The organism is Paenibacillus urinalis, from assembly GCF_028747985.1.
Classification (GTDB): domain Bacteria; phylum Bacillota; class Bacilli; order Paenibacillales; family Paenibacillaceae; genus Paenibacillus; species Paenibacillus urinalis.
On sequence record NZ_CP118108.1, the window covers coordinates 5,300,624 to 5,313,254 of the forward strand.

Sequence of the window (12,631 nt, forward strand, 5' to 3'; positions counted from 1 at the left end):
AAAAAAGATCCTCAGTCCCTACGCTTAAGGTAAGGCTTGAAGATCTCCTTTTTATGATCAAGCACGTATCATGATATCACTTGATTTAGGCTCCACCATTCGCTTCCCACGCAGCGATCTCTTCCCGCACCCGAGGGGCTACCTTCGTGCCAAGCAGCTCGATCGCTGTCATGACCTCCTCATGCGGCATTGTGCCAAGGGGAACGTGCAGCATAAACCGAGTAATGCCGACATTTTTCCGCAAATATATAATTTTCTCACTCACAGTGTCCGGGTCACCTACATACAGCGCCCCTTCAAGACTGCGGGCTGAATCATAGCTCTGACGCGAGTAGCTTGGCCAGCCCCGTTCTCGTCCGATGACATTCATACTCTGTTGGGTCGGAAGGAAGAACTTCTCTACCGCTGTCTCTTGATCTGCTGCAATAAAGCCATGGGAGTGAGAAGCCACTGGAAGCTTGGAAGCATCATGCCCTGCATGGGCAGCCGCCTTCTTATACAGCTGTACCAGCGGTGCAAACTGTGCCGGTCTTCCTCCAATAATCGCAAGCACGAGCGGAAGCCCCAGCAGCCCGGCCCGGATGACCGATTCCTGATTCCCACCACTGCCAATCCATACCGGAAGAGGGTCCTGAACCGGTCTTGGGTAAACACCAAGATTGTTGATTGCCGGACGATGAGTTCCCTGCCAGGTTACCTTCTCCGATGCGGTTAATTTGAGCAGCAAATCGAGCTTCTCGTCAAACAGGGTGTCATAGTCATTCAGATCATAGCCAAACAGGGGAAAGGACTCGATAAAAGACCCTCTGCCCGCCATAATCTCCGCGCGTCCGTTCGATATGCCATCCAGGGTCGCAAAGTCTTGGAACACACGTACCGGATCAGCGGATGACAGCACGGATACGGCGCTCGTAAGCCGAATTCGCTGGGTCTGCGGTGCAGCTGCTGCCAGAACGACTGCAGGATTGGATGCGGCATAATCCTTTCGATGATGCTCCCCCACTCCATATACATCAAGTCCCACCTGATCGGCAAGAATAATCTCTTCCACCACTTCGCGCAGACGCTGCGCGTGACTCATCACCTCACCGGTATGCACATCGGGTGATGTCTCTGCAAAAGTACTGATTCCTATCTCCATTCGATGACTCCTCCTGCTTTATATTAATTATTTTTTGTAAGTTAATAACTTTAATGCACTATCTATATTCTGAGGTCGAATGGCTGATTTATCAAGTACTATTTTATCCGAATATCTACCCTTGCTCCTGGCGGTACAGCTCGCGGCTCTTGTACCCTTTTCCGAGAATCATCTTCATCTCTTCACGCCGTTTCTCCCTCGTTGCTTCCTGCTTGGCACTGTATACGTATCGCGCCCAGTCCTTCTGATATCCAGGTGTAAGGGTATGGTAGAAGGCGAGCAGCTCCGGCTCATTCTGCAAATCTTGCTCCACATTTGGGATCATGGCGACATAATCGTCTACTCTCTGGCTTGCTTTGGAGGACTCCTTGCTCTTCCGCTGTTCCTTCTTCAGCCCTACCACGGTAAATACGTCATCCATACCCACCATACGGGCAAATTTAATACTGCTTGTCCCTACATAGCCGTCTTCGTCTGCCCCTATTCCTCCCAAGATCTCATCACGGTGAATGTAGGTAGCGTAAACCTTGTTGCCCTTCTTGGGATAAGCGAAGTACAGGTAACCCTTCTCTTCCAGCAGATCCTCTTCGATCACCCTGCTCACCTGTGACTTCATCTGCTCCATATCCAGCACAAAGGCAAAGATCAGATCATATTTACTCTCTGCCAGTTCATGATCATAGTCTCCTAGCTCTGCAAAATAATCGATGTCAGCAGGCAAATTCAGCACGGCCTTGCGGGTAAAGTTATGTAAATTCAGCTTTTGTACAATGGTCTTTGTCATCTTCTCACCTGTCCATTCATATATTCTGTGAAAAAAGAGGAAGCTAGAGCTTTCATTAGAGATTATAGCGAACGAATGATATAAACACGAGGAAACGGAATCGATATTTAGTTCGTGTGTCCTGCTCTTATGAAAAAATCGGTGCATAAACGTTTTAAACGTCTATACACCGATTCGTGTGCAAGTCAGCTATTCAAAAACGGCAATTATTTTGTTTTGAAGCTCAGGAAACCATCATCCACTGGAAGCGTTGTTCCGTTAATGGCAGAAGCAGCATCGGTAAACAGGAAGGTTACAGCGCTTGCTACTTTTTCCGGCTCAATCAGTTCACCGCGCATATGCTGCTCGGCCAGGAATTTCTTCGTTGCTTCATCTTCCCCAAGAATCGGCGTATTAATAAAGCCAGGAGCAACACCCACTACACGGATCCCATGCTCTGCCAGCTCAAGTGCACCAGATTTGGACATCATCACAACAGCCGCTTTGGCTGCGTTATAGTTGAAGCTGCCGACAGCAGCAATGGTTCCGTAGATGGAAGCTGTATTCACGATGGTACCTTTGACGCCAAGCTCAACCATTTTCTTAGCTCCATAATACATACCGTAATATACGCTGTGCTGGTCAACATCAATTACACGGTGATAGGACGCCGGATCCATTTCAAGGAACGGTTTAACCAGTCCAATACCCGCATTGTTGAAAATACCGCTGAAGGTTCCGAATTTCTCAGCTGTAAAGTCGATCAACGCTTTGATCTCATCGCCATTGGACACGTCTACTTTGTACGCAGCCGCTGTACCGCCCTGCGCTTCAATCTCGGATACGACTTGCTTGGCACCTTCTTCATTATAATCAGCTACAACGATCGTTGCCCCTTTGGCCGACAACTGCAAGGAAGCTTCTCTGCCGATACCGCTTGCTCCACCTGTAACGACAATAACTTTTCCGTTCAATTCAGACATGATTCAGGACTCCTTTGTATATAAAAGTAAGTATGTTGAAGTGAGTTACTAACTAATTGTTATTGTACTCCTCTGTCACAGTTTTGTCAAATATAGTCGAACTTTGTTGGTTCGAGCTTAAGACGAACTGCAGCCAGACAACCACATTTTTATATATTTGCCTAAGAAGCTCTTAAATATGAGGATTTATGCCATACGTCGAATAGCCCAGCAAAAAAAGAACAGACGAACTTATCATTCGTCTGCCCTTATTGTGTTATTCCTGCTTGATCCACCTGCTGTGTTAGTTCACTGCCGATGTTGTTGCAAGCTCCTGTACCTCTTCTGCACTAATGGCACCTTGATATATTCTCAGCTCATCCATCATGCCTTTGAACGGGATGTCCCACCAATTCACAGCCAGACTGAAGGTTCCTGTATTGTCGAGGAAGATGTCCGGGAAGCCCGAACCTGCAAATTTTTCTTCCCCATTAACATATACCTTGATCTGATCGCCAGCGACCGTGAAGGCCAAATGAGTCCACTCACTTAATGGAAGCTTAGCGCCTGTTACTGCATCGTACCAAGCCGAATTGGAGTTCGACCAGAGCATGGACTTACCCTCAGGACCTGCCGGCTTTAGACTAAGCCAGCTTGCATTCGACAACGCTCCAAAGAAAGTGGTCGTATTCACGCCTGGCAGCTCATCCGCATATACCCACATCGTTACAGAGTAGCTGTCACTGGATATAAGCCCATTCGGAAGTCTTACGCCCGACTTGCCATCAAATACGGCTGCTTTACCTTCTGCCCCGTCCTGGTAAGTGATGTTCCCGCCGTCCGGAGTATTGATATTGTTACCAATCACGGTTCCTGCTTCAAAGTTACCGACAGTGTCTGCCAAATTCTCTTCGAAGGAATACTGCGCTTGCAGCTCTGTAGGTCCTTCTTCACGCGGCGGCAGGTCTTCGGCGAGCTTCGCAGCAACCTCGGCTGTAATGGCTACATCATAAATTTTAAGCTCATCTATTTTCCCTTTGAACGGCTTATCCCAGAAATTCACACCAAGACTAAACACGCCTTCACTCGTCGTAAATACATGAGGAAATCCTGTTCCGGAGTAAGCTTCTTCTCCATTAACGAACACTTTAACAAATTCACCATTGACGGAGAAGGCTACGTGATGCCATTGATTGGTTCGAATTCGGGAGCCTGTTGATGCATCGTACCAGTTCTCCCCGGACCAGAGCATCGTATTCCCATCGCCTCCATGGGGAACGAAGCTGATCCAGCTCTTATCCGAGCCTCCGAAGAAGGCCGTTGTATACTGTGTTGTCTGTGCCGGGTTCAGCCACATGGACACCGAATATTCGTTTCCTTCGATCAATCCATTGGGCAGCTTGATGCCTGAATTCCCGTCAAATACAGCGGACTTCCCTTGTACTCCTGCCTCATAAGTAATCGCTCCGCCTTCATTGTTAATGCGATTTCCGGTGATTGTGCCCTCTCCGAAATCGCCAACCGATGCGTCAAGATTCTCTTCAAAGGAATACTGTGCAGATAAGCCAAGCGTCACATCAATCGGTGTGACTGTAATGTTGAAATCTTTCGTGCGTGATGCGACACCTTTGGTGATGGTAGCCGTCAGTACAGCTGTTAGATTCTCTTCACCTACCTCAGGAGGGAATACTTCTCCTTCTGCAGTAATTACACTTGGATCTGAAGTCGTCCATGTAATCGTTGTGTTTCGTGCCGCTTCTATTGGAAGGTCCAGACGGGAGCTTACATTGGAAGTATTCCCGAGCGTCAGCGCCTGCTGTACATCCTGTACGACCTGCTCATCTGACTTGTCCGGCTGCTGGATTCCCCATACCGTTTCGCCAGCTTCAGAGATGGCTGTAAAATTCATCGTCTCCCGCTTCGTCATCTCATCCCACTGGGATATAAATACGCCGTCATAAGTCACATCATCAATAGTAATTTGCGCTTCGTAGTCATCAACAAGAGTCCATGTTCCATATACATCGCCGGATACCGTATGATCCTCGTTCAGAACGATATTCACTGAGCTGACAATATCTCCTGAATAGGCAAGCCCATGGTTGACGAATTTATACTCTCCTGCAATTTCTTCTTCTGCCACCTCTTCAAGTGATTCACCTGAGTAGCGATGCGGGGCAACAACAGGCCAGCCGTCCTTATTCATAAACATTTGATGGACACGCAGCTCATGTGCCTCCCCTTTTTGCGGGAATCGAGTATGGAAGAACAAGAAATGCTTATCCAGCTCTTCATCGTAGAAGACCGAATTATGTCCTGCCGATACGTATCCATAACCGCTTCCTGTTCCAGCCTCACCAATCTCTCTCTCGAACAGGAAGTTACCAATAAGCTTAATTCCAATTTGCTCGTTCTCTGTTCCTGCTGGCAGCACAGCGTCATTTCCAGCTGCATCGAGGTAAGGGCCTTCTGGGTTCTCTGCTCTAAACTGCCGGATGTTATATCCACCGTTTGCTCCAAGCCAGCCATAGGAAACGGTCAAGTAATAGTAGCCGGAGGCTTCATCATATACGATGAATGGACCTTCGCCTGATTTGGTATGTCCGCCTGCGATTTTGATTCCGAAGTAACGGTCGATCATACGTCCATCAGAGGTCTTCCCGTCTTCTCCCGGATAGATCGCTCTGCCTGTCTCTGGATCAAGCTCCAGCAGGAAAATACCACCTGACCAGGAACCGTAAGTCATCCACAGTCTTCCGTCTTCATCCTTGAACAAGGTAGCATCAATGGCATTCGGGTATTGTGCATTATCGTAGGCACCGTCTGCCTTGAACCAATTCGGGTTCGGCCCTGCCAGCACTTCGCTGTCAACAAGACCTTGAATGTTGGTATTCGTCCATTTCTTGTTAACCTGACTGTCTGCATCTTTTGCATCATTCTTGGTAAATCCAGAGTATACAATCGTGTCAACATAGGTGTAAGGACCTTCAATGTTTTGCGATACCGCGATACCAATGGCGGAGCGGATATACGTCGATGACGCACTGTAATACATCATGTAGGCACCTGTCGTTCCGTCCTCATTGATATAGTCCTCATTCCAGTACACATCAGGTGCCCAGACTGAGAATCCGCCTTTACTGTCTGAGTCATTCTCACCCGCCCATGCAAATGAGCCTGCAAGGTTCTCGGACAGATCGCCATACAGCTTGTTACCTGGAGTCGTATAGCCGTTCGTAAAGGTAGACCAGTTCATCAAATCATCTGATTTGGCAGCTTCAATATGCGAACCGAATACATAATAGGTATCTTCCTCTTTAATAATAGAAGGATCATGTACAGATACGTTCGTAAAAGCAGGAGCTTCCTGACCCGGTTCTTCTGGCGTAGGAGTCGGAGTCGTAGGGGTCGATGGATCACTTGAGTCCGATCCTGGATTTGGATCCGGGCTCGGATTCCCACCCGTTGTTTCGTCACCGCGATCATGAACAATGCGGTCATCCTTGGAATTCACTTTCCCTTTTCCTGTTACCTGAATGGAGCCCTCGACATGGATTTCTACCTTATCAATGACCGCTCCCTCACCAACCTGAAGCGCTGCCGGTTGATTCAGAATGATTTGCTTGATCAGACCCTTAATCAGGTCAATCGTAGGCTGATTCTCTGCATCCACTTCGACCCGCTCAAACTCCCCGCTCAATCGAACGACTGCATCCAGTGGCAGCTCCGCTCGCAGTGCGACATTTAAGAAGCCGGCACCGGTTAAGTCCTGTTCTTCAAGAGATGCACCGGAAAGAACATAGGTCTTGTCGATGTTCGTACTTCCTGTAGCAAGCAAGCGAATATTGCCGTTCAGCTTGTTCACCAGCAGCTCACGAATGGCAGAGTCCTGCAGATGTACGGTATTCTCGCCACCGCCGCTAGCGATAACCTGACCTTTGACAGTGACATTGTTAAGCACCACATCTCCATCTGCAATCCCTTGAGTCAGATAGAGATTTCCTTCAATGGTCGTATCCTCAAGCGTCACACCCGGCTGATTAATGACCACATTACGGGATGTAATGTTGCTGTAGGTTCCTGATTTATTGATGACCTGTCCTGAAATGTTCTGAAGGAGGGTTACAGCCTCCGCTCTCGTAATCTCGCGTTCTGGGCCAAAGGTGCCGTTCGTATAGCCCTTCACATAGCCCTCATTAACAAGCGTATTTACATAAGACCGGCTCCAGTCTGGAAGCCCTTTCACATCGGAAAGTGCAGAAGACCCGAGAGCAGATTGCAGCGGCAGCCCATAAGCCTTACCCAGCATCACCGCCGCTTCTTGACGGGAAACATAGCTGTCCGGCTTGATTGTACCGTCTGCATATCCGTTCATATAACCGTTCGCAACCGCTTTCAATATCTCTTGATAAAAAGGATCTTGCACCGACAGATCGGAGAACTTACTGCTGCTGTTCACCTCAACCAAGTTGAACGTACGATTAATCAGTGTCGCAAGTTCAGCCCGTGTGATCGGCTGGTTTGGCTTGTAGGACCCATCCGGATATCCTTGCATCAGACCGCTGTCGATCCAGGTGCTGAGTTGCTCCTTCGCCCAATGACCACTCACATCTTCCTTCTGGCTGGAGTCAGCGAATGCGGCGCCAGGCAGTAGCATCGTAAATGTGAGAAGCGTGGCCGTAACTTTCTTCATCATTCTCTTCATGCATATCCTCCTTCATTAATATAGCTGTATCGCTCGATTACTTGCGGGATTGCTGACAATTAAGACTAGACCATTGATAGCCGCTGTACAGGAACTGTTCACCTCCGTTATCACATATAATTAACAATAATATTAATTACTAAATAATTGAGTTAACATTTGTATTCTAACTTTATTTACCATATGGCGTCAATAACTTTCCCGCAAAAAAACAGACGGACTAATCATCCGCCTGCTTCCTACTAGTGCTATGCTCTTTATCTTCCTATAATCATGTGTGTTTCTTAGTCCGATGCTTCTGTTGCAATCGCCTGAATTGAATTCCCGATGGATTGCAGCAGGCTGCCGAAGGCATTCCAGTTGTTGGCGCTCTTGTTCGTAACAAAGGGGGTTTGCTGCAAAGTGAGCTCGGTTTGAACTGCATTGGCGATGGACTGAATAATGTTTCCTATAACCACCAGGTTCTGTCCCTCGTCTTGTACCTCCGTGCTTCTGGATAGGATCTTGGTCTGTCCAATCGCTGTGATGTTCGTGCCGATCGCCTGCAGCCATGTATATATCGCAAGCTGTACATTAATATCCTGCTGGATCTGCTCAGACTGCTCATTAGCCTGGTTTTGCTGGCCCTGCTGCCTCTTCCGCGGGGACCTATTGGAGTTATTCCGCTTACTCGGCTGTGGCAGCTGCTTCTTCTGCTGTGGAAGCTGGCGCCGCTCCAGCCGCTTCTGCTGCTGTCGCTTGGCGGGCACAGTACATCCCTGCTTTCTCCTGAGTGCTGTAAGTTTCTATAGCATATGCAGCCGGTAGCCGATAGGATAATGATATTCTGCTAGATTTTATCCATGATCAGGTTCGTACTCGCTCAGTTTGCCCTCATAGATCAGCTTCAGCCGGTCACACTGGCGAAAATCCTCCGGTGTCACTAGTGCAGGCAGCTTATTCCACAGCTTGATTCCGGACCGCTGCAAGATTTCAGCGACAAACTGGGAGCAGAAATAAGAGTTGCTGAATTCGACCGGCTCTTTTAACGTAATGCCAATCACCCCGAGGATATTGTAAATGTATTTACGATGACTGCGAATAAAGATCTGCAGCACTCTCTTCATCTTCACTACTTCCCGGTCTGTGACCCTCAGCTCATACAGCACACATGTCGTATCGGGATATTTGCTGAACGTACCCGTCTTGATATCCTCCTTGACGAATCCGCCATTCAGCGGATTATTCGGATGCTTTCTGCCGAAGCTGTACAGCTCGGAGAGTTCCCGATCAAATGAAATGGAGGCATGATTATAGGGAGCCCTTGTATAGCTCTGGATCATCTTCGTAAAGAGTGTCCCTGTATTCGTAAGCAATATATAAACTGAGCGTGAAGCTTCCATTTTTCAAATTTCCCCTTATCAAGATTGACCTATTCCTTCATAATAACATATGATCCTAATGGTGGAATTTTCGAATAATCAAGGTCTTCTATCCGTAGTTTTCATTCATTATAGCCCTAGAAATAAGAAGAAGTTGGTGACAACACATTGAGCAGTTCTATACATACGCTTGTCGTTATTCTTACGTTGTTAGTTGCAATCCATATTATCTATCATATCATCGGCAGGGTTCAGCCTGACAAGGACTACAAGGCGATCGGCCAGCGGATCAAGACTTGGTGGGGCATGTTCTTCATCTTCTGTCTGGCTACCCTGTTCACTCCAGCGGTTTCGCTCTTATCGTTGATGGTGCTATGTTTCTTCTCCCTGCGGGAATACTTCTCTATGATCAAGACGAGAAAGGCAGACCGCCGACTGTTTCTGTGGGCCTATTTGTCGATTCCGGTGCAGTTCTATTGGATTTACATTGGCTGGTACGGCATGTTTATTATTTTTATCCCCGTCTATGTGTTCCTGTTCCTTCCGCTTCCGCGGCTGATTAACAAAGGCACAATCGGATTTGTACGCAGCGTCAGCTCTACCCAGTGGGGGCTTATGCTGATGGTATTCGGTCTCAGTCACCTGGCCTATTATCAGTTCGCTGCGCCCGAGTATGGAGCTGGAATCGTCTTATATCTCGTGCTGCTGACACAGCTGGGTGATGTCGTTCATTATTTAGCGTCTCTCTATTTTGGCAAGCGAAAAATCGTACCAACCTCGAATCCCTATCTAACGTGGGAGGGGTTTGCCTGCGCGTTTCTCGTGACGACAGCGGCTGCTTATTTTGCCTATCCTCACCTGACGCCGTTCGATTTGAAGTTTGGCCTAATTACAGGTATGCTGATCAGCCTCAGCGGATTCTTCGGCAGCTTAACGATCTCCGTGCTGAAGCGGGACCTGCTGCTCGGAGACGACAAGCCGGAGGCACCGAAGAAAGGCTATCTCAGTCAAATTGACAGCTTAACCTACACTTCGCCGGTGCTGTTTCACTTTATCCGGTATTTCTTCGATTTTATGTAATATTTGTAGTAGATTAAAATGTCTTGATGCGCTAAAATGATTCAGCATGATTTTTTTCATAATTTTCAGAAATTAAAGAAATGAATGCACCTATATTAGATTACTGGAGGCATTAACAAACAACATGTCAAATGCATCATCGACTCAAGTTAAGATCGTAACGGCTGATCCGAGCGGTATCGGCCTATTCGGCCTGGCTATTGTTACACTGGTTGCTTCTTCGCAGAAGCTGGGCTTGACCGAGGGCCTCAGCCTGGTTATCCCATGGGCTATTTTTCTAGGAGCCTTCGCTCAATTGTTCGCAAGCATGCTGGACGCCAAGCACAATAACACCTTCGGCATGACCGCCTTTGGAGCTTATGCCTTCTTCTGGTTCGCTACAGCTGCCAGCTGGCTGACGAACATGGGCGTGTTCGGGGAGGAGCTTGCAGGTGCAGCAGATGGCAGACAGCTGGGCTTTGCTTTTGCCGGCTATTTGATCTTCAGCGTATTAATGACCATTGGAGCTATGGAGACACATAAAGTGCTGTTCTTTATTTTCGTACTGATCGACCTGCTCTTCCTCGGCTTGACGCTGGATGCCTTCGGCATTGCTCCTCACGTCTTCCACACGCTGGCAGCCTATGCAGAGATGGGTATCGGACTTCTATCCTTGTATGGAGCGGGCGCTGCTGTGCTTAATACGCACTTTGGACGGACCTTCCTGCCTGTCGGACGAGCATTTGGCATTTTCAAAAAATAAAGCTGTTGGTTTAAACCGGTATGTATCAGAACAGGCCGTTTCCCGATATCCGGGAGATGGCCTGTTTGTATATATCCTGTTATTTAGATGGAAGAATGCCTGTAATATAACCCGCTAATGCTGTGGCAGCTTCCTCGTGAGCTAATGCACCGGGATGGCTTCTCGCGCCCATGGTCGCTTCCGTCATGTTCGGCATCTGGAAGACAGACACCTTCCGATCCGCCGATTTCGACAGGTATGCATCCACTCCCCGATAAATGGCCGGCATCATCGGTGTTCCGAGCATACCGTAGGCCCATACGATATGAGCCTCCTTATTGTTCTTCCGAAGGGTGACGAGGAATTGCTCTACTGCATTCTCGAACGCCCGCAGATCCTCTTCATGATAGGTACCGTCGGGATTTAACCGCTGTTTGTGGGTCGCTCCTCCTGCTTCATCTCTCCATTCAGGAGCATGAAAGGCACCCCCATCATTCGTACCCAGATTGACCACAATGACATCCGGCTGCCATGCGGCAAAATCGTTCAACTCCTGTGCACCGAGCTCCCGGTTTCGTTCTCCTGGCAGCAGTCCGCACACCTGCTCATAGTACTGCGGCATGCTCGCCTTCGGATTGTTATCCCAGCTTGTGAGCACACCCCAGCCGCTCTGGGACAGGATCCGGTATTCCGCATCATCGAGCGCGGCGGCTGTCACCCTGCAGTAATTGCTTACCGCGCTAAACCACATCGGAATCCAGTCCTGCTCTAATTTTGCGCCAATAGCTCCCTCCCCAGAAGTGATGCTGTCGCCGATAAATTCCAGCTTCACAGCGCGCTCGGGAACAGGCATAAACTGTCCATCGCTCTTGACCGCGTGAAATTGCAGCAAGGCATCAGGATCGGCGCTCATAGCCTGAACCTCCTTGATAACTCGTACATTTTTGACCGTACGATCATTCATCCCTCTGAATAAACAGATCCAGTACCTGCCGTGCGTGAGCATCTGTTTTGCTGCCGGTACCCCGTTGATCAGAATCGAGATCCACTGTTCATGCTGACTGTAGTCCACTTCGACTTCGAGCCAGAGCTCGGAGCCTGTGCTGTTTAGTTCAATGCCACTCCCTGTCCAAAATAAAGTGAGCGGTGCGAGCCTGCCCGTTGTTCGGCCGTGAACCTTTAAATTTGAAACATCGGATAGCTGATATACTTGCAGATTCGGATTTTCTTTCATGACTCCACTCCTTATTATTGCTCACTTATTAAGCTGGATTCCAAGCGGAGTTGGCAAACCGTCAATGCTTGCGCTGTTTTTCTGCTCCCAGTAGCTCTTCAGTCCTTCTTCCCCTTTTTGATCAGCCCATCTTTGGAGTGTATCTCTTTCCTTCTCATATGCCATGAACGGAATAGAGTAGCCGCAGGAAGTCTGCACTTTATGTACGTCGACGACAATAATCTGCCTTGATCCGGGAAGCGGATCAAACTTGGGATATAACTCCTCCCATTCCTTCGTCCCGTGCAGCACCACGGTTCCCGTTCCATACAGCCGCAATATATTAGGCGGGCCCTCGAATGCACAGAACATGATGGTTACCCGGCCATTCTCCTTGATATGTGCGCTCGTCTCGCTGCCGCTTCCGGTCAGATCGAGATAAGCGACTTGATTCTCGGACAGCACACGAAACGTATCATAGCCCTTGGGTGAAAGGTTAACATGCCCATCTGGTGATAGAGCCGCCGAACCTACAAAGAACAGATGCTGATTTCCAATAAATTCAACATGCTCTGGCAGTAAAGCCGGGAATTGCTTTGCCATCCTAATCGACCTCCCATATGTTGTGAATCAGGCAATTCTCATATTACAATTCCATCCCCTGGTGTATTCTCCTGCTGTCAAA

General features: G+C 48.4%; 10 protein-coding genes. 2 read left to right on the top strand and 8 right to left on the bottom strand.

Translation table 11 applies throughout. The annotated features are described in order from the left end of the window. Window positions 1-85: 85 nt before the first annotated feature. The 6 genes from PUW25_RS24575 to PUW25_RS24610 all read right to left on the bottom strand — a co-directional run bounded on the left by PUW25_RS24575 (window position 86) and on the right by PUW25_RS24610 (window position 8,953). Entirely contained in the window at window positions 86-1,141 is a 1,056-nt protein-coding gene (locus PUW25_RS24575; RefSeq protein ID WP_274337788.1) for an LLM class flavin-dependent oxidoreductase, read from the bottom strand. A gap of 115 nt (window positions 1,142-1,256) precedes the next feature. Next, entirely contained in the window at window positions 1,257-1,925 is a 669-nt protein-coding gene (locus PUW25_RS24580; RefSeq protein ID WP_205054718.1) for a YdeI/OmpD-associated family protein, read from the bottom strand. A 206-nt stretch (window positions 1,926-2,131) separates the two neighbouring features. After that, window positions 2,132-2,887 (bottom strand): SDR family NAD(P)-dependent oxidoreductase, encoded by a 756-nt coding sequence (locus PUW25_RS24585; protein WP_205054717.1) that lies wholly within the window; start codon window positions 2,885-2,887, stop codon window positions 2,132-2,134. A gap of 283 nt (window positions 2,888-3,170) precedes the next feature. Continuing rightward, window positions 3,171-7,571: a LamG-like jellyroll fold domain-containing protein gene (locus PUW25_RS27605; RefSeq protein ID WP_338000039.1), complete on the bottom strand. Its 4,401-nt coding sequence runs from the start codon at window positions 7,569-7,571 to the stop codon at window positions 3,171-3,173. Window positions 7,572-7,855: 284 nt separating this feature from the next. Continuing rightward, on the bottom strand, window positions 7,856-8,320 hold the full coding sequence (locus PUW25_RS24605; protein WP_274337789.1) for a DUF6944 family repetitive protein: 465 nt from the start codon (window positions 8,318-8,320) through the stop codon (window positions 7,856-7,858). An 87-nt stretch (window positions 8,321-8,407) separates the two neighbouring features. Beyond that, window positions 8,408-8,953, bottom strand: a complete 546-nt coding sequence (locus PUW25_RS24610; RefSeq protein WP_274337790.1) for a hypothetical protein — start codon at window positions 8,951-8,953, stop codon at window positions 8,408-8,410. Window positions 8,954-9,100: 147 nt separating this feature from the next. Here PUW25_RS24610 and PUW25_RS24615 point away from each other — a divergent pair, with 147 nt between their 5' ends. Next, window positions 9,101-10,012, top strand: a complete 912-nt coding sequence (locus tag PUW25_RS24615; protein WP_274337791.1) for a phosphatidate cytidylyltransferase — start codon at window positions 9,101-9,103, stop codon at window positions 10,010-10,012. A 124-nt stretch (window positions 10,013-10,136) separates the two neighbouring features. Then, complete coding sequence (locus tag PUW25_RS24620) at window positions 10,137-10,754, top strand: acetate uptake transporter (protein WP_274337792.1); 618 nt, start codon at window positions 10,137-10,139, stop codon at window positions 10,752-10,754. 79 nt (window positions 10,755-10,833) lie between these two features. Here the strand turns inward: PUW25_RS24620 and PUW25_RS24625 are convergent, their stop codons facing one another. Both PUW25_RS24625 and PUW25_RS24630 read right to left on the bottom strand, forming a co-directional pair. Next, on the bottom strand, window positions 10,834-11,967 hold the full coding sequence (locus PUW25_RS24625; RefSeq protein WP_274337793.1) for an SGNH/GDSL hydrolase family protein: 1,134 nt from the start codon (window positions 11,965-11,967) through the stop codon (window positions 10,834-10,836). A gap of 21 nt (window positions 11,968-11,988) precedes the next feature. Beyond that, window positions 11,989-12,549, bottom strand: coding sequence for a pyridoxamine 5'-phosphate oxidase family protein (locus PUW25_RS24630; RefSeq protein WP_274337794.1), 561 nt, complete (start codon window positions 12,547-12,549; stop codon window positions 11,989-11,991). Window positions 12,550-12,631 lie beyond the last annotated feature (82 nt).

What these genes read in the sequence shown, in the direction of transcription:
- PUW25_RS24575 (WP_274337788.1), bottom strand. Translation starts at nt 1,141, where the DNA reads ATGGAGATAGGAATCAGTACTTTTGCAGAGACATCACCCGATGTGCAT.
- PUW25_RS24580 (WP_205054718.1), bottom strand. Translation starts at nt 1,925, where the DNA reads ATGACAAAGACCATTGTACAAAAGCTGAATTTACATAACTTTACCCGC.
- PUW25_RS24585 (WP_205054717.1), bottom strand. Translation starts at nt 2,887, where the DNA reads ATGTCTGAATTGAACGGAAAAGTTATTGTCGTTACAGGTGGAGCAAGC.
- PUW25_RS27605 (WP_338000039.1), bottom strand. Translation starts at nt 7,571, where the DNA reads ATGAAGAGAATGATGAAGAAAGTTACGGCCACGCTTCTCACATTTACG.
- PUW25_RS24610 (WP_274337790.1), bottom strand. Translation starts at nt 8,953, where the DNA reads ATGGAAGCTTCACGCTCAGTTTATATATTGCTTACGAATACAGGGACA.
- PUW25_RS24620 (WP_274337792.1), top strand. Translation starts at nt 10,137, where the DNA reads ATGTCAAATGCATCATCGACTCAAGTTAAGATCGTAACGGCTGATCCG.
- PUW25_RS24625 (WP_274337793.1), bottom strand. Translation starts at nt 11,967, where the DNA reads ATGAAAGAAAATCCGAATCTGCAAGTATATCAGCTATCCGATGTTTCA.
- PUW25_RS24630 (WP_274337794.1), bottom strand. Translation starts at nt 12,549, where the DNA reads ATGGCAAAGCAATTCCCGGCTTTACTGCCAGAGCATGTTGAATTTATT.